Source organism: Amycolatopsis sp. NPDC005232 (assembly GCF_040607795.1).
GTDB lineage: Bacteria > Actinomycetota > Actinomycetes > Mycobacteriales > Pseudonocardiaceae > Amycolatopsis.
Genome location: NZ_JBEXHL010000007.1, coordinates 147,257 through 164,316 on the forward strand (window position 1 = coordinate 147,257; position 17,060 = coordinate 164,316).

Below are 17,060 nucleotides of genomic sequence, written 5' to 3' on the forward strand. Positions count from 1 at the left end.
TGGAGCGGGACCGGGAGCGCTCAGGCGGTGATCGTGGCCAGCAGCTCCGCCGCGCGGGTGCGGAAGGTCTCGACGTTGGCGAGCTTGATGTCCTCGTAGCCCCGTACGACGTCGGGCAGCGCGGCGAGCTCCTCGAACGCGTCGGCGGTCTTCGGGGTGAGGTGGGCGAGCCCGCGCTCCACGAGGTGCTGGTACTCCCCCGGCAGAGCCCGCTCGACGCGGCGGACCTTCGCGTAACCGAACACGTCGGCCCGGGTGCCGCGAAGGCGGCGGGCACCCTTCAGCGCGCGGAAGGCCACCGTGGCGGTGCGGCCGCGCAGGCGGATCTTGCGCTTCATGCCCATCGCGCGCAGCACCGGCGGGTGCAGCAGCACGGCGACGTCGGCGTCCGCGCCGAACTCCGCCGCCCGCCGCGCCTGCTCGACCGGGTCGAGGTGCAGGCGCGCGACCTCGTACTCGTCCTTGTACGCCAGCAGTTTGTGCAGCCCGCGCGCGTACGCGGCGGCGATGCGGGCGCCCGTGTCGGCGTCCGTGCGCTCGGCCGCCTCCGCGGCCAGCTCCCGGACCTGGGTGGCGTAGCGGCGCGCGAGCGTCTCGTCCTGGAAGCCGATCAGGTCGGCGACGCGCGGCGCCAGCACCTGCTCGAAGTCGCCGGCGGCGATCGTCGCGGCCACCGCGTCCACCGGCACTTCCGCGACGGCCGGGGAGATCGCGGCGGCCCGCACGGCGGCCGGGTCGACGACCGCGGCGCGGCCCCAGCGGAACGCCGTCAGCGTCTTCTCCACTGCGGTGCCGTTGAGCCGGATCGCCGCCTCGATCGCGTCGGCCGAGATCGGCACCACGCCATGCTGGTAGGCCGCGCCGACGAGCAGCATGTTGGCCGGCATGTGGTCGCCGAAGAGCTCTTCGGCCAGCTCGTTCGCGTCGAGCGCCACGAGGTCGCGGGTCACGGCGCTGATCTTCTCCAGCGCGTCGTCGTTCGAACCGGGCAGCACCACGCGATGGGTGACCATCGCGGCGGTGGGCACCAGCGCCGTGTTGACCACGGCGACGGTGTGGCCCGCCCGCGCGGTGGCGAGGTTGCCCGCGTCGGCCGCGCCCAGCAGGTCGAAGCCCACGAGCACGTCGGCGGTCGCGCGCGAGGCCCGCAGCGAACCGGTCACGGGCGACTTGGAGATCCGGATGTCGGAGACGACTGGGCCGCCCTTCTGCGCCAGGCCGGTCTGCTCCAGGCCTGCGGCGAACCGGCCGTCGAGGTGCGCGGCCATCTGCAGCACCGCCGAGATCGTGACCACGCCCGTGCCGCCGATGCCGGGCATCCGCATCAGCACGGTGTCCACTTCGGACAGCCGAGCCGCCGGTTCCGCCAGCGCCACGGGGAGCTCGGGTACCTCGCGGCGCGGTTTCTTCGTGCCGGGCGTCACGAGCAGGAACGACGGGCAGTCGCCCTTGAGGCAGGTGAAGTCGCTGTTGCACGAGGACTGGTGGATGCGCGTCTTGGCGCCGAACTCCGTCTCGACCGGCCGCACCGACAGGCAGGTGGACACGTCGCCGCAGTCGCCGCAGCCCTCGCACACGCGCTCGTTGACGACCACCCGCTCGGCCGGCGTCGGCAGCTGGCCGCGCTTGCGCAGTCGGCGTTCCTCGGCCGCGCACCGGTCGTCGTGGATCAGCACGGTGACGCCGTCGGTCGCGGCCAGCTCCGCCTCGACCTCGGCGAAGTCGTCGCGGTGGCGCACCGACGCGATCGGGTCGAGCGACACGCCGCGGTAGTCGGCCGGGCTCTCGGTCGTGATCACGATCCGCCGCACGCCCTCCACGGCCAGCAGGCGTGTGATGGAGGGGACGTCGAGGCGGCCCTCGGCACGCTGACCGCCGGTCATGGCGACGGCATCGTTGTAGAGCAGCTTGTACGTCATGGTCGCGCCGCCGGCCACGGCCGCGCGGATGGCGAGCGAGCCGGAGTGGTGGAACGTGCCGTCGCCGAGGTTCTGCACGAAGTGGCGGTCGTCGGTGAACGGCGCGAGGCCGAGCCACTGCGCGCCCTCGCCGCCCATCTGCGTGAGGCCGATCTGGTGGCCGCGGCCCGCGCCGTCGATGGCCACCATCGCGTGGCAGCCGATGCCGACGCCCACGAGCGTGTCGTCGCCCGTGCGCGTGGAGACGTTGTGCGGGCAGCCGGAGCAGAAGAACGGCGTACGCGGCGCGGTGGCGGTGGGCAGCGCGATGCGCGGCGGGCGCGGTGGCGTGATCGCGTCCAGGTGCACGGCGGCGGTGCGCGGCAGCCGGTCCGGGCCGACGACGGCTTCGATCCGCTTGACCAGCGCCTTCGCCACGTCTTCCGCGACGAGCTGACCTCGGCCGGTGAGCAGCGGCCGGCCGGTCTCGTCGTGGCGGCCGACCACGTTGGGCGCCCCCGGGCGGCGGTAGAGCGCCTCCTTGAGGTGACCTTCGAGGAACGGCACCTTGTCCTCGACCACGAGCACCTCGTCGAGGCCCTCGGTGAGCTCGGCCAGCACGTCGGCGTCGAGGGGGTAGGGCATGGCGAGGCGGATCAGCCGCAGGCCGAGCGCCTCCATGGCGGCCTCGTCGAGCCCCAGGTCCTGCAGCGCGCGCTGCACCACGGCGTAGCCGGTGCCCGACGCGAGCACCCCGAGCTTGGCCGCGCGGGCGGTGAAGGTGATGCGGTTGAGGCCGGTCGCGCGGGCGTACGCGCGGGCCAGGTCGAGGCGGCGGGTGAACATGTCGTGCTCGGCGTCGAGCGCCGGCGCGCCGACCAGCGCGCGCCCGGTCGGGCGGAGGGTCTCGGGCGGCATCGGGATGCCGTGGGCCAGCGTGTGCATGTCGACCGTGGCCGACGCGTCGGCGATGTCCGCGACGATCTTCAGGCCGGTCCACAGCCCGCTCGCCCGCGAGAGTGCCACCGCGTGCAGGCCGAACTCGATGATCTCGGCGACGCTGCCGGGCGCGAGCAGCGGCATGGCCAGGCTCTGCGCCATCGGCTCGCAGGAACTGGGCACCGTCGAGGACTTGCACGCCGGGTCGTCGCCGATCCACGCCACCGCGCCGCCGAGCGAGGCGGTGCCGGCGAGCGTGCCGTGGCGGATCGCGTCGGCCGCGCGGTCCAGGCCCGGGTTCTTGCCGTACCAGAAGCCGGTGACGCCGGCGTGGCGGCGGCCGGGGACGTTGCCGAGCAGCTGCGTGCCGGCGACGGCGGTCGCGGCCAGCTCCTCGTTCACCCCGGGCCGGAACACGACACCGGCCGGGTCGAGGAACTTCTTGGCGCGCCCGAGCTCTTGATCCAGCCCGCCGAGCGGGGAACCCTGGTAGCCGGAGACGAACACACGAGTGTCGAGGCCGCGGGCCTCGTCGAGCCGGCGCTGCTCGAGCGTGAGCCGCACGAGCGCCTGGACGCCGGAGATCAACGCTCGCCCGTGGTCGGCGACGTACTTGTCGTCCAGCGAAACCGGTTCGGTGAGCACGTGGGCGCTCCTCTCGCAGGGGCGTGGCAGGGCCCGGGTGGGGCACGGTGGATGGGACACGGCGGGATGGAACACGGTGGCGTGGGACACAGGAGAAACCTCAGCCTCTCACGGCGCAAGATCGGTGCGCGGCCTGGCCACGATGACGCAACTATGTAACGTGGACCTGGTATCCACTTTAATTTCTTGCCAGGAGGCGACATGGCCGGCGTCGACGACATCGACCTGCGCCTCGTGGAGTTCCTCCGCCTCGACGGCCGGCGCTCGTATGCGGACATGGCCGTCGAAGTCGGACTTTCCCTGCCCGCGGTGAAGCGCCGCGTCGACCGCCTGCAGGCCGCCGGCGTGATCACCGGCTTCACCGCGCAGATCGACTACACCAAGCTGGGCTGGAACATCGAGGCCTTCACCGAGCTGCGCTACACGGGCCGCACCCGGCCCCCGGACATCGAGCGCCTCGCGCGCGACCTGCCGGAGGTCCGGGCGGTGTACCTCATCGCCGGCGACCCGGACGCCCTGTGCCACATCCGCGCGCGCGACGTGACCCACCTGCGCCAGGTGATCGACGCGATCCGCGTGTCGGGCGGGGTGGTGGGCACGAAGACGTTCATCACGCTGGGCAGCTCGACGGAGGCCGCGGAAGCCGGTTGATCTCCGGGCGGCGGTATAGGTCGTTATACGGAAAACACCTTGCGAGCCACGGCCGGTCGCCGCGATCGTGGACGGCGTGGTGGAGATCCGGGAACTGACGGCGGACGACTGGCGCGCGTGGCGGGCCCTGCGGCTCAGCGCGCTCGCCGAGGCGCCGCACGCGTTCGGCGCGCGGCTCGCCGACTGGCAGGGCGAGGGCGACACCGAGGCTCGCTGGCGCGGACGGCTCACGGACTGGCCGTTCAACGTCCTCGCGGCCGTGGGCGGGCGCGACGCGGGCATGGCGAGCGGCACGGCCCCGGACGACGACGGTGTGGTGGACCTGCACTCGATGTACGTGGCTCCGTCCGCACGCGGCCACGGCGTCGGCGAAGCGCTCGTCGAGGCCGTCGCGCAGTGGGCCGAGAGCCAGAGCGGCCACTCCGTGCGGCTGCAGGTCTTCGAGGACAACGCGGCGGCGATCGCGCTCTACCGCCGATGCGGGTTCCTCGAAGAAAGCACGGTGCACTACCGGCGGTTGGCGCTGAAGATGGTGCGCGGCCTCAGGCGCCCGTCACGTTCAGCATGATCGAGTAGATCGACGTCGTCGCACAGACGTACAGGATGTTGCGCTTCGGGCCGCCGAAGACCAGGTTCGCCACGGGTTCGGGGACCTTGAGGCCGCCCAGCAGCGTGCCGTCGGGGGCGAAGCAGTCGACGCCGCCGCCGGTGGCCGCCCAGAGGCGGCCCTGGTCGTCGAGGCGCAGCCCGTCGAAGTTGCCTTGGCGGCAGTGCGCGATCTCGGCGCCACCGGTCAAGACTCCGCGCGAGGTCACGTCGAAGCGGCGCAGGTGGCCGCGTTTCGTGTCGACGACGTAGAGCTGTGAGCCGTCGCGGGAGAACGCCAGGCCGTTGGGCCGCTCGAAGTCGTCGGCCACGACGGTGACCGAGCCCGACGGGTCGATGCGGTAGACGTGGTCGCCGCCGATCTCACTCTCGGCGCGGAAACCCTCGTAGTCGCTGGAGATCCCGTAACGGGGATCGGTGAACCAGATCGCGCCGTCGGCCGCCTCGACGAGGTCGTTGGGGCTGTTGAACCGCTTGCCCTCGAAGCGGTCGGCGAGCACGGTGATCGAGCCGTCGTGCTCGGTGCGGGTGACCCGGCGCGGGCCCTGCTCGCACGTGAGCAGCCGGCCCTGGCGGTCGCGCGAGTTGCCGTTCGAGTAGCCCGCGGGGTGGCGGAACACGCCCACCGCGCCGGTCGTCTCGTCCCAGCGCAGCATCCGGTCGTTGGGGATGTCGCTCCACACCAGCGAGCGCGCCGCCGGGAAGTACACCGCGCCTTCGGCCCAGCGGCAGCCGTCGTAGAGCCGCTCCAGCCGCGAATCACCGTCGACGCGCGCGAACCGCTCGTCGAACCTCTCGAATTCCGCCTCGACGTACATCTGCCCCCAGCCGCCGGTTTCCGACCTGGAGCATACTCAGCCGACGGGCAGAACACCCTCGAGCGAGCCCAGGCCCGAGACCTCCCGCGGCCCGCCCAGCAACCCCGTCACCGCGACGCACCGCGCGGCCACCAGGGCGGCATCGGTGTCGGCGTGCTCGTCCAGCGCCAGGACGTCCTGCGCCGTCGGGAAGCGTTCCAGGCGCAGGCCGTCGGCGGCCGGTTTGATCATCAGGCCGGACGAGCCCACGCGGCCGAGCCGGGCCCAGCGCACGCCGCGCAGGTCGGCGAGGTCGACGTCGGGCACGTTGACGTTCAGCACGGTCCGCTTGGGCGCGTGGGCCACCAGCCAGTCGAGCACGGCGACACCCACCGCTGCCGCCGTGTCGAAGCGCGCGCCGGGGCGGTCGCCGCAGCTCACGGCGAGGGCGGAGCGGCCGGCGGTCGACGCGGTGAGCGCCGCGCCGACGGTGCTGGAGTGCAGCACGGAGCGGCCGGTGTTGTGGCCGTCGTTGATGCCGGCGACCACCACGTCGGGCGGCGGGCCGAGCGCGCCGAAACAGGCGGCGAGCACGGCGAACGCCGGCGGCGCGGACACGCGGTGCGCCGGCACGCCGTCGAGGCCGGGCAGCGCGTGCGGCTCGCACGCGACGATCGTGCCGTGGTCGATGGCACCCAGCGACGTGCCGCTGCCGCTGCTGTCCCCCGCGGGCGCGGCCACGACGAGGTCGTGCCCCGCGTCCCGCAGGGCGTGGGCCAGCGCGAGCAGGCCCGGGGCTTCGATGCCGTCGTCGTTCGTGAGCAGTACCCGCACAGTCGCCCGCTCCCGGTTCGTCGGAGTGTTCGGATCGCTAGATTGTGACCACACGTTCGCTGTTGTGTCCACGCCCAAGTCGGACGCGGCGAACTTGTCCAGCCAAGATACCCACGTATCCCCCTTGACCAGAAGCCCACAGGTCCGCATTATGTGATCTGCACGTCACAAACTGGCCGCGAGGAGTGACCCGTGAACGTCGAAGTCGACCCGGTGCTGTGCGAGAGCCACGGGCAGTGCGAGTTCGCCGCGCCCGAGGTGTTCAGCCTCGACGACGAAGCGGTGCTGCACATCGACCACGGGCCGGTCGCGAACCTGCGCGAAGCGGTGCACCGCGCGGCCCGCGCCTGCCCGACCCGCGCGATCCGGATCGCGGAGTAGCCCGTGCGGATCGTGGTCGCGGGAGCGGGGCTCGCCGGCTGGCGGGCCGCCGAAGCGCTGCGCGCCGAGGGGTTCCGCGGCGAGATCGTGGTGGCGGGCGCCGAAGCGCACCGGCCCTACGACCGGCCGCCGCTGTCCAAGGGATTGCTCACCGGCGCCACCGGAGAAACCGCGCTGGCGCTGTCCGACAGCGACACAGCCGACACCGAAGTCACCTGGCGCCTCGGTAATCCCGTCGCCGCCTTGCGCGGCCGCACCGTCGTCCTCGAAGACGGCGAAGAGCTCGACTTCACGGGTCTCGTGATCGCCACCGGCTCGACCCCCGTGATCCCCGCCGGCCTCAACCGCCCGCCCGGTGTGCACGTCCTGCGCACGCTCGACGACGCCCGCGCCCTCCGAGCCGACCTCACCGGTCGCGTCCTCGTGCTCGGCGCGGGCTTCATCGGCTGCGAGCTCGCCTCGACGTGCCGCGACCTCGGCCTCCCCGTGGCCGTCGCCGACCCGCTCCCCCACCCGCTGATCCGCGTGCTCGGCGAAGACGTCGCCCGGCGCGCCGAGCGCTTGCACCGCGAGCGCGGCGTGCGCTGGCTGCTCGGTACCCAGGTCGTGAAGTTCCTCGGCCGGGACCGCGTGACCGGAGCGGTGCTGTCCGACGGCCGCGTGGTGCGCGCCGACGTGGTCGTCATCGCCACCGGCGTCCGCCCGGCCACCGGCTGGCTCGCCGGCAGCGGCATCGACGTGTCCGGTGGCGTCCAATGCGACGAGCACCTGCGCGTGCTCGACGAATCCGGCGCCGTCGTGCCGGACGTCGTGGCCGCGGGCGACGTCGCCTGCTGGACGCACCCGCTGCTCGGTGCGCCGGTGCGCGTGGAGCACTGGACCACCGCGGCGCTCGGCGGCGCCGCGGCCGCGCGCACTCTGCTGCACGGGCCGCAGGCGCCGTTCGACGCCGTGCCCTCGTTCTGGTCCGACCAGTGCGGCCTGCGCATCCAGGGCGTCGGCCTGCCCGGCCGCGGCGAGCACGTGGAGCTCGTGCACGGCAACCTCGCCGGGGACAAGTTCGTCGCCCGCTACTCGACGGACGGCCGGCACGTCGGCTCCGTCGCTTTCGGACTGCCCAAGCAACTCGCCCTCGAACGGCGGCGGCTCACGTCCGCCTGAGTCACCGCACAGCAAGAAAACCCACCACTACCACTCAACTGCCCAACTCAAAGACGAGGAGAGGTCTCCATGACCCAGTGGCCCATCTACGACGACGCGTCGGCGGTCTTCCCGATCTACTCGCGCGCCAACATCGGCGAGATCTTCCCCGACCCGATCAGCCCGCTCAACGCGTCGGCGGGCTTCCAGGCAAACCTCTCGCCCGGCTGGGACGACGCGTTCGTCGCGTGCGGGGTGTGGGACCACGCCACCTACGATTCCGCCGTGCAGCACAACGTGCTTCCCGCGTTCGGCAGCTACCTCTACATCAACATGTCCCTGATGCGCCTGTTCGGCGTGCGCGTGCCCGGTATGACGCCGGAAGCAGTGGACCTGCAGTACTTCGGCGACATGCCGGGGATCCCCTCCTACGAAAGCGAAAAGCGCGACTTCGACGAGAACCCCGAGTTCGAGGCCACGGCCGGGCAGTGGTTGGCCGAGCAGGTCCTCGGCGCCACGGACCTCGCGGCCTACGACGCCGACCGCCGCACCGTCGAGGACATCCGCAAGAACCGTCCCGCCATCGCCGACCTGGGCAACCAGGAGCTGCGCGAGCGGATCACCTCGTTCGGCGACGTGCTGCGGCCGCTGCTGAGCCGCCACATCGAGGCGAGCCTCAAGGCCGGCGTCGGCCTGGGTGCCGTCGCTCAGTTCACGGAGGCGATCGGTCAGCCGGAGCTCGCGCTGACGCTCGTGGCCGGCATCGGCGACATCGACTCGACCGGCCCGTCCACCGGCATGTGGGCACTCTCGCGCCTGACCCGCACCGGCGCGGTGGCCGCGTTGTTCGACGAGGGCCAGGACGGCCTGGACGAGCGCCTGCGCGCGAGCGGCGATCCCGAGGTCGTGGCGTTCACGCGTCAGCTCGACGAGTTCCTGACGGCTTGGGACTTCCGCGGCCCGTCGGAGTGGGAGATCCGCGCGAAGACCTGGGGCGTCAAACCTTCGCTCGTCCTGTCCACTGTGGACCGCATGCGCCAGGCCGACGACTCCGCGTCGCCCTCGGTGAAGAACGCCGAACGCGTCGAGCAACGCGAAGCGGCGTCGGCCGGCGTGCGCGCCGCGCTGGCGGGCAACGACGAGGCACTGGGCCAGTTCGAGGCCGTGCTGCACGCGGCCGCGCTGTGGCTGCGGGGCCGGGAACGCGGCCGCACGTCGTGCGCCATGGTCATGCACGAGCTGCGCCTGCCCGCGCTCGAGCTGGGCCGCCGTTTCACCGCCGAAGGGCACCTGGAGCGCCCCGAGCAGATCTTCATGCTGTTCGCCGGCGAGCTCGACGCGTTCCTGGCCGACCCGGCGAGCTTCAGCACGACGCTGCGCGACCGCGAAGCGGCGTACCTGGACCTGTTCGACCGCGAGCCGCCGTTCGTGGTCGTGGGCCAGCCGGAGCCGGTGGAGAACTGGCCGCGCCGCTCGGGCCGTGAGGTGCAGCCTGCCGTCGCCGGCGAGGTCATCCAGGGCGTGCCCGGCTGCAACGGCTCGACCCGCGGGCGCGCCCGCGTGGTCACGAACGCCGACGACCCGTCGGCCCTGGAGCCCGGCGAGATCCTGGTGGCCCCGCTGACCGACCCGTCGTGGACGCCGCTGTTCGTGCCGGCCGCCGCGGTGGTCGTGGACGTCGGCGCGCCGTTCTCCCACGCCGCGATCGTGAGCCGCGAGCTCGGCATCCCGTGCGTGGTCTCGGCGACGGCCGCGTCGGCCCGGATCCCGGACGGCGCCCTCGTCGAGGTCGACGGCACCACCGGCACCGTCACGGTGCTGGAAGTCTAGTCCCGGTAAGGGAAAGGGCCTGCACTCCGCGTGGGGTGCAGGCCCTTTTCCGTGGGGGCGAAGCGGGTTCAGAAGGTCAGCCTTCGTCGGCGGCCGAGCGTTCCCGGCCGGCGCTGAGCAGGAGGTCCTGGTGCAGTTCCATCCAGATGTCGTGGTACGAGTCGGCCATCGGCCGGGCGAACGCCGCGGTCTCCCCCGCGCGCACGCGCTGCAGCGCCCCGGCGAGACGCACCGGGTAGGTGCCGAACCGGCCGGCGGACGCGGTGAGCTCGTCGAGCAGTCCGGTCACCGTCGCGTTCACCTGCGCCAGCGACTCGACCACCCCGGCGTCGTACGCGGCGTCAGCGTGGTCGTTCGGCTCGCCGGACGGGCGCAGCTGCCAGGCCGAGCACACGCGCTTGAACTCGCCGTTCACGGGCAGAAAAGCCTCGTAGGCCACGGAAAGCGCCTCGGTGGAGTCCGCGACGTCGGCCGCGAGCAGCTCCGGGTGGGCGGCGCGGCCGGCCGGGGTCGGTATGGTCCCGGCGAGCCGGCCGTCCCGGCGCACGGCGAGCCCGTCCGCGACCAGCGCGGCGACCTCGGCGGCCACCTCGTCCGCAGGCAGTCCCGTGAGCGCCTGCAGCACGGGGTCGGGCGCGAGGCCCTTCACGCGCAACGCGTGGAGCACGAGGAACCGCGCTCGGGTGGACGTCGTCATGGGTCACGCTCCTTCGCCGGTTACACCGGAGTCGCCGGACAGGATTCGGTCACGCAGCAGGGTTTTGTTCAGCTTGCCCGTCGGCAGCCGCGGCAGGCTCACCACGAACTCCACGCGGCGCGGCGCCTTGAACCCGGCCAGCCGCTCGCGGCAGTACTCGATCAGCTCGGCCCCGCTCACGGCGCCGGCCGGCTCGACCACGGCCGTGACGCCCTCGCCGAACTCGGGGTCCGGCAGGCCGATCACGGCGGCGTCGGCCACCGCGGGGTGGGTGAGCAGGGTGTCCTCGACCTCGGTCGGGTAGACGTTCACGCCGCCGGAGATGATCGTGTGCCCCTCGCGGCCGACGAGGTAGAGGAACCCGTCCTCGTCGAGGCGGCCGAGGTCACCGACGCTGCGCAGGTCGGCGCCTGCGTCGCCGGAGTTGCGGTAGGCCGAGCCGCCCGGCGCGAACCACACCTTCCCGACGGTGCCCGCAGGGACCTCACGCCCGCCGTCGTCGGTCACGTGCACGCTGCCGGACAACGGTTTCCCCACGGTCCCAGGGTGCGTCAGCGCGTCGTGCGGGCCGACGTAGGTGTGGCCGTAGCCCTCGGACGCGCCGTAGTACTCGTGCAGGATCGGCCCCCACCAGTCCATCACCGCCGTCTTCACCTCGGGCGGGCACGGCGCGCCGGAGGTGAACGCGACGCGGTGGCTGCTCAGGTCGTGGCGCGAGCGGGCTTCCGGCGAAAGGCGCAGCAGCCGCAGCAGCATCGTCGGCACCCACTGCGAGTGCGTCACGCCGTGGGCCGCGATCGCCGCGAGCGAGCCCTCCGCGTCGAAGCGGTCGAGGCACACCACGGTGCCGCCGAGCGAGAGCGTGATGAGCTGGAAGGTGAACGGGGCGGCGTGGTAGTTCGGCGCCGGAGAGAGGAACACGGTGTCGGCGGCCAGCTCCAGCTTCGCCGCCAGTCCCGCGTGGCGGGCGGGCGCGTCGGCCGGGTGCACACCGAGCAGCTGCTGGCGGAACGCCTTGGGCCGCCCCGTGCTGCCACCGCTGTAGAGCACCCGCGCGCCGAGCAGCTCGCCCTCGATCGGCGTCTCGGGCAGTCCGGCCACGGCGTCGCCGAGGAACTCCGGCTCGCCGCCGGAGTCCACGGACAGCAGCAGCGCCGGCTTGCCGACCCCGCGCAGGGCTTCGGCGACGACGTCGGCGCAGCGGGCGCTGGTGACGATCGCGCACGAGGTGCCGTCGCCCACCGCCTCCGCGAGCAGCGCGCCGAGCTCGCCGCTGCGCAGGTGCCAGTTCACCGGGGTCACGTAGAGTCCGGAGCGCATGCCCGCGGCGACGAGCACCGGCCACTCCAGCCGGTTCTCGAGCACGAGCAGCAGCGTGCCGCCGGGGCCGATCCCCCGCTCGCGCAGCAGGTGCGCGACCTGGTTGGAGCGGGCCTCGAGCTCGGCGTAGGTGAGGCTCTCGCCGCTCGGCGCCATCACGTACGCCCGGGCACCGGGCCGCTCGCGCGCAATCGGGGCGGGATACACGCCATCGACCTCCTTCTCGATTGTTTGTGAATGCTATGTCACGAACGAGCGCCACCGCAACGCTCTTACTTAGCTCTTCCGTTCTCCGACTTGATGTGATGTAGTGATTGAGCGTTCGCAATCCAGCAAGGCGCGACAGAAGGGACAGCGGTGTCCGAACAGACGTCCGGCGCGACAGCCGTCGACCTCATGGATCTGGACCTGTTCGCATCGGGCTCCGATCACGAGGCGTTCCGCGAGCTGCGTGAGCACGATCCGCTGCACTGGAACGACGAACCCGGCGGCCGTGGATTCTGGTCGGTGACGCGGTACGCGGACATCAAGCGCATCGCCGCCGACCACGAGAGCTTCTCCTCCGCCGAAGGGACGCAGATACCGGACCGCCGCGCCGAGGGGCACGGCGAACCCAGCATCCACAACATGGACCCGCCGCGCCACGGGGCGCTGCGCAAGCTCGTGGTGCCGCACGTGCGGCCCGCGAAGGTCCGCCCGCTCGAGGGCGACATCGTCACGGTCATCGACGAGCTGCTCGACACCGCGCTGGCCCAGGGCGACACGTTCGACTTCGTGCACACGGTGGCCGCCCAGCTGCCACTGCTGGTGATCGGCCGCCTGCTCGGCGCGCCGCCCGAGGCGTGCCCGCACATGCAGCGCTGGACCAACCAGATGGCGTCCGACGACCCGGAGTACAGCACGGGCCCGGAGACCGCCGCCCGGGCACGCGACGAGATCTTCTCGTTCTTCCACGAGCTGGAGGCGCAACGGCGGGCGAACCCGGCCGAGGACCTGGTGAGCGTGCTCGCCCACGCCGCGCCGGGCGGCGAGCCGCTCAACCGCGGCCAGCTCGACGCGTACTACCTGCTGCTCATGGTCGCCGGCAACGAGACCACGCGGAACCTGCTCACGGGCGGCATGATCGCGTTCGGCGCGTTCCCCGAGCAGTGGGCCGCGCTGCGCGCCGACGCGGACCGGATCCCGGGTGCGGTCGAAGAAATGGTGCGCTGGGTGTCGCCGGTGCTGTGCATGCGCCGGACCGCGACGCGCGACGTCGAGCTGCACGGCCGCACGATCGAGGCCGGGCAGAAAGTGGTGCTGTGGTTCGCCTCGGGCAACCGCGACGAGACGGTGTTCGCCACGCCCGACGAGTTCCGCGCCGAGCGCACGCCCAACGAGCACCTCGGCTTCGGCTGGGGCGTGCACGCCTGCCTCGGCGCGCACCTCGCGCGGCTGGAGGCGCAGCTGTTCCTGCGGCGCCTGCGCGAGCGCAGCCTGCGTGTGGACGTGCAGGCCCCGCCGGAACGCTTGCGCAGCAACTTCTTCCGCGGCGTGAAGCGGCTGCCGGTGCGGCTGGTGAACGACCGTGGCTGAGCAGTGGCTGGGGCGCGCGGCCTGCCTCGTCGGCGGTGAGTGGCGGACGCCCGATGGCCCCGCGGTCCCCGTCGTCGACCCGTACACCGAGCAGCCCATCGGCGAGACGGCCGAAGCCGGTCCTGGCCTCACCGCCGAGGCCGTCGCCGCGGCGGAGGCGGCGCTCCCGGCGTGGGAACGGACCGGCCCGGCCGATCGTGCGGACCTGCTCGACCGGCTGGCCGACCTGCTGGAAGCTCGCTCGGGCGAGCTGGCGGCGCTGATCACACGTGAGATGGGCATGCCCGCCACCCTCGCGACGGCGAGCCAGGGCGATCTGCCGCCGCGGGTGCTGCGCGCGTTCGCCACGGCCACGCGGGCATTCGGCTGGACCGAGAAGATCGACGGCGCGCAGCTGCACCGCGTGCCGCTCGGCGTGGTCGGCGCGATCACGCCGTGGAACATGCCCGCGCACCAGATCATCGCGAAGGTCGGCGCCGCGCTCGCCGCCGGCAACACCGTAGTGCTCAAGCCGAGTGAGGCCACGCCGTTCGACGCGAACCTCATCGCGGCCGCCGCGCTGGAAGCGGGTTTCCCGCCGGGGGTGTTCTCGGTCGTGCAAGGCACCGGGCCGGTCACCGGTGAGGCGCTCGTGGCCGATCCGCGCGTGGCCCACGTGTCCTTCACCGGCAGCGTCCCGGCCGGGCAGGCGGTCGCCGTGCTCACCGCCGGGCACACCGCGTCGACCACGCTGGAGCTGGGCGGGAAGTCGGCCGCGGTGCTGCTGCCGGACGCGGATCTGGCGCGCGCCGTTCCGGCGGCGGTAAAGAGCGGGCTCGTGAACTCGGGCCAGGCGTGCAACGCGACCACGCGGATCGTGGTGCCGCGCAGCACGCTCGCCGACGTCGAAGCACTCGTCATCGACGCGCTCGACGCCGTGATCGCCGGCGACCCGCGTGACCCGGCCACCACGTTCGGGCCGCTGGCCTCGGCGCGCCAGCGCGACCGGGTGCGCCACCTGCTCGACACCGCCGGCGACGACCGCGCGGTGACCCCACCGCTGCAGCTGCTGCCCTCGCACGGGTTCTTCGTCGGCCCGCGCGTCTACTTCGGACTCGACGCCCGGCATCCGCTGGTGCGCCAGGAGGTGTTCGGTCCCGTGCTCGTCGTGCAGTCCTACACCGACGAGGCGGACGCCACCGCGGTCGCGAACGACAGCGACTTCGGCCTGTCCGCCGAGGTCTGGTCGGCCGACCCCGACCGGGCCGAGAGCTTCGCGCGGACGCTGCGCGTGGGCCAGGTCAAGATCAACGGCGTGCGCACCCGCGAGCGCCCCGGCGTGCCGTTCGGCGGCCGGAAGTCCTCCGGCTACGGCCGGGAACTCGGCGCCGAGGGCATCGCCGACGTCACCGCGGTGCAGGCGGTGCTGCGATGACGCGCCGGATCCTCGTGACGGGCGCCGCTTCCGGCGTCGGCCTCGCGCTGGCCCGGCAGCTGACCGACGACGGCGTGGCCGTGATCGGCGTCGACCGCGCCGAGATCCCCGTGCCCGTGGACCGGGCTCTGCGGGTGGACCTCACCGACTTCGCCGCCGTGCGCGAGGTCGCGGCGAGCGTCACCGAGCTGGACGGCATCGCGAACGTCGCCGGAGTGCCCGGCACCGCGCCCGCCGCCACGGTGCTCGCGGTGAACGTGGTCGGCACCCGCGTGCTCACCGACGCGCTGCTGCCGCGGCTGGCCGAGGGCGGCGCCGTGGTGACGGTGGCGTCCATCGCCGCCCACCGCAATACTCTCCCGGCCGAAGCCCTCGACCGGCTGTGCACTGTGGACAGTGACGCCGAGCTGGCGGACTGGCTCGCGGAGTACCCGTTGTCGGGCGCTGCCGCCTACGACACGTCGAAGGCCGCGCTCGTCGCGTGGAGCGCGCGGCTGGCCGCCCGGCTGCTGCCGCGCGCCCGCGCGGTGAGCGTGAGCCCCGGACCCGTGGACACGCCGATCCTGGCCGACTTCCGTGAGTCGATGGGTGCCGAGTCGATCGACCGCGCGGGCGCGGTGGTCGGGCGGCACGGGTTACCCGGCGAAGTTGCCGCAGCGGCCGCGTTCCTGCTCAGCCCCGCGGCCTCCTGGGTCAACGGCATCGACCTGCCCGTCGAAGGCGGCCTGGCCGCCGCGCGCACGCACCTGTCCGCGGCGCCTCCAGTCGGCACCGCCGAGCCTAGCACCGAAAGGACCACCCGGTGATCACCACGGCGCTTCCCGAGTCGACCGAGACCGTGCTCCCCCTCGACGGCACGCGCCCGCTGGGGCGCGACCTCGTGGGCGGCAAGGCCCACAGCCTCAATCGGATGCGTTCGCTCGGCTTGCCGGTGCCGCCGGCGTTCGCGATCACCGTGGACGTCTGCACCGCCTACCACGCGGGCGGCACGCTGCCCGACGACGTCTGGTTGCGAGTCCTCGACCACCTGGCGCACCTGGAGGCGCGGACCGGCCGCCGCTTCGGCGGGCCAGGCTGGCCGCTGCTGGTCTCCGTGCGCTCCGGCGCCGCCCGTAGCATGCCCGGGATGATGGACACCGTCCTCAACCTCGGCCTGACGCGGGAGCTGCGCGACGCGCTGGCCGAGCAGTCGGGCGACCCCGCGTGGGCAGCCGACACCTGGGAGCGGTTCGAGCGCTCGTACTCCGGCATCGTCGGCGGCCCGCCGCCCGACGACCCGCGCGAGCAGCTGCGCGCGGCGATCGGCGCCGTGTTCCGCTCGTGGTTCTCGCCGCGCGCGGTGAGCTACCGCGAGCACCACGGCATCACCGATCTCGGCGGCACGGCCGTGACTGTGCAGGCCATGGCGTTCGGCAACCGCGACGCCGAGTCCGGCACCGGCGTGCTGTTCAGCCGAGACCCCGGCACCGGCGAGCCCGGCGTCTACGGCGAGTGGCTGGCCCGCGCGCAGGGCGAGGACGTCGTGTCCGGCGAACGCACCCCGGCGCGGCTCGACGAGCTGGCGCGCACGCAGCCGGGCAACCACCGTGAGCTGCTTCGCCTGGCCGGGGTGCTGGAGCGCGAGTACCGCGACATGGTCGACGTGGAGTTCACGATCGAGTCCGGCACGCTCTACGTGCTGCAGGCCCGGGCCGGCAAACGCACGCCCGGTGCGGCGGCGCGCATCGCCGTGGACCTCGTCGGCGAAGGCCTGATCGACATTGACACGGCGCTCACGCGCGTGACCCCGGCCCAGGCCACGCAGCTGCTGGAGACGGCCGGCGCGGCCGAGGGCGTCGAGCTCGCCCGCGGCACCGGCGCGGGGCCCGGCCTCGGCGTGGGCCAGGTCGTGACCGACCCCGACGCAGCGCTGGACGCCGCCGACGAGGGGACCGCGGTGGTGCTCGTGCGGCCGTTCACTTCCCCGGAGGACGTGCCGGCGATGTTCGCCGCGGTCGCCGTCGTGACTGAGCACGGCGGGTCGACTTCCCACGCGGCGCTCGTGTGCCGCGAGGCGGGCATCCCGTGCGTGGTCGGCTGCGGCGACGGCACCCTCGACGTGCTGCGCGGCCGGGTCGTGACCGTCGACGGCACGACCGGCGCGGTGCTCGACGGCGACCGGGCGAGCGGAGCGGGGAAGACCTCCGACGGACCCGCGGCGACGCTCACGGAGTGGGCCGCCGCGCGGACCGGCCGCGACGGCGCGCTGCCCGAGCTGCTCGCGCTGGTGCACAGTACTGATCCGGCCAAAAAGTAGGCCGACCCCCGCGCGGCACGTAACCGTTGCCGCGAAG

The 17,060-nt window shown here is 73.2% G+C and carries 14 protein-coding genes; 9 read left to right on the forward strand and 5 right to left on the reverse strand.

Features of this window, described 5'->3' with window-relative positions; all coding sequences use genetic code 11:
• Positions 1-20 precede the first annotated feature (20 nt).
• Positions 21-3,512 carry an indolepyruvate ferredoxin oxidoreductase family protein gene (locus ABZU76_RS15885; RefSeq protein ID WP_354870052.1) on the reverse strand — a complete coding sequence of 1,164 codons (3,492 nt, stop codon included), beginning with the start codon at positions 3,510-3,512 and terminating at the stop codon, positions 21-23.
• Between the two features lie 171 nt (positions 3,513-3,683).
• Between ABZU76_RS15885 and ABZU76_RS15890 the strand changes: the two genes are divergently transcribed.
• On the forward strand, positions 3,684-4,133 hold the full coding sequence (locus ABZU76_RS15890) for an Lrp/AsnC family transcriptional regulator (RefSeq protein WP_354869623.1): 450 nt from the start codon (positions 3,684-3,686) through the stop codon (positions 4,131-4,133).
• Between the two features lie 76 nt (positions 4,134-4,209).
• Positions 4,210-4,701, forward strand: coding sequence for a GNAT family N-acetyltransferase (locus ABZU76_RS15895; protein ID WP_354869625.1), 492 nt, complete (start codon positions 4,210-4,212; stop codon positions 4,699-4,701).
• Here the strand turns inward: ABZU76_RS15895 and ABZU76_RS15900 are convergent.
• Positions 4,676-5,557, reverse strand: a complete 882-nt coding sequence (locus ABZU76_RS15900; RefSeq protein ID WP_220242152.1) for an SMP-30/gluconolactonase/LRE family protein — start codon at positions 5,555-5,557, stop codon at positions 4,676-4,678. The genes ABZU76_RS15895 and ABZU76_RS15900 overlap by 26 nt on opposite strands.
• A 36-nt stretch (positions 5,558-5,593) precedes the next feature.
• Positions 5,594-6,370, reverse strand: a complete 777-nt coding sequence (locus ABZU76_RS15905) for a 5'/3'-nucleotidase SurE (protein ID WP_354869628.1) — start codon at positions 6,368-6,370, stop codon at positions 5,594-5,596.
• Positions 6,371-6,562: 192 nt separating this feature from the next.
• On the opposite strand from ABZU76_RS15905, the gene ABZU76_RS15910 reads away from it, so the two are divergent.
• The 3 genes from ABZU76_RS15910 to ABZU76_RS15920 all read left to right on the forward strand — a co-directional run bounded on the left by ABZU76_RS15910 (position 6,563) and on the right by ABZU76_RS15920 (position 9,721).
• The gene (locus ABZU76_RS15910; protein ID WP_220242154.1) at positions 6,563-6,751 is read left to right on the forward strand and encodes a ferredoxin; all 189 of its coding nucleotides are present in this window, start codon (positions 6,563-6,565) and stop codon (positions 6,749-6,751) included.
• Positions 6,752-6,754: 3 nt separating this feature from the next.
• Entirely contained in the window at positions 6,755-7,912 is a 1,158-nt protein-coding gene (locus ABZU76_RS15915; RefSeq protein ID WP_354869631.1) for an FAD-dependent oxidoreductase, read from the forward strand.
• Positions 7,913-7,981: 69 nt separating this feature from the next.
• Positions 7,982-9,721, forward strand: coding sequence for a PEP-utilizing enzyme (locus ABZU76_RS15920; protein ID WP_354869633.1), 1,740 nt, complete (start codon positions 7,982-7,984; stop codon positions 9,719-9,721).
• Between the two features lie 76 nt (positions 9,722-9,797).
• Here ABZU76_RS15920 and ABZU76_RS15925 read toward each other — a convergent pair whose 3' ends face one another.
• A complete protein-coding gene (locus tag ABZU76_RS15925; RefSeq protein ID WP_354869636.1) occupies positions 9,798-10,418 on the reverse strand; it encodes a MarR family transcriptional regulator in 621 nt (206 codons plus the stop codon).
• Between the two features lie 3 nt (positions 10,419-10,421).
• Positions 10,422-11,945 carry an AMP-binding protein gene (locus ABZU76_RS15930; protein WP_354869639.1) on the reverse strand — a complete coding sequence of 508 codons (1,524 nt, stop codon included), beginning with the start codon at positions 11,943-11,945 and terminating at the stop codon, positions 10,422-10,424.
• Between the two features lie 150 nt (positions 11,946-12,095).
• Here ABZU76_RS15930 and ABZU76_RS15935 point away from each other — a divergent pair, with 150 nt between their 5' ends.
• The 4 genes from ABZU76_RS15935 to ABZU76_RS15950 are packed head-to-tail and all read left to right on the forward strand — an operon-like array spanning position 12,096 to position 17,023.
• Complete coding sequence (locus ABZU76_RS15935) at positions 12,096-13,313, forward strand: cytochrome P450 (RefSeq protein WP_354869641.1); 1,218 nt, start codon at positions 12,096-12,098, stop codon at positions 13,311-13,313.
• The gene (locus tag ABZU76_RS15940) at positions 13,306-14,727 is read left to right on the forward strand and encodes an aldehyde dehydrogenase family protein (RefSeq protein WP_354869644.1); all 1,422 of its coding nucleotides are present in this window, start codon (positions 13,306-13,308) and stop codon (positions 14,725-14,727) included. The genes ABZU76_RS15935 and ABZU76_RS15940 overlap by 8 nt, the downstream gene beginning before the upstream one ends.
• Complete coding sequence (locus tag ABZU76_RS15945) at positions 14,724-15,533, forward strand: SDR family oxidoreductase (RefSeq protein WP_354869647.1); 810 nt, start codon at positions 14,724-14,726, stop codon at positions 15,531-15,533. Before ABZU76_RS15940 ends, ABZU76_RS15945 begins: the two co-directional genes overlap by 4 nt.
• Positions 15,530-17,023, forward strand: coding sequence for a pyruvate, phosphate dikinase (locus tag ABZU76_RS15950; RefSeq protein ID WP_354869649.1), 1,494 nt, complete (start codon positions 15,530-15,532; stop codon positions 17,021-17,023). Before ABZU76_RS15945 ends, ABZU76_RS15950 begins: the two co-directional genes overlap by 4 nt.
• The last annotated feature ends 37 nt before the right edge of the window (positions 17,024-17,060 follow it).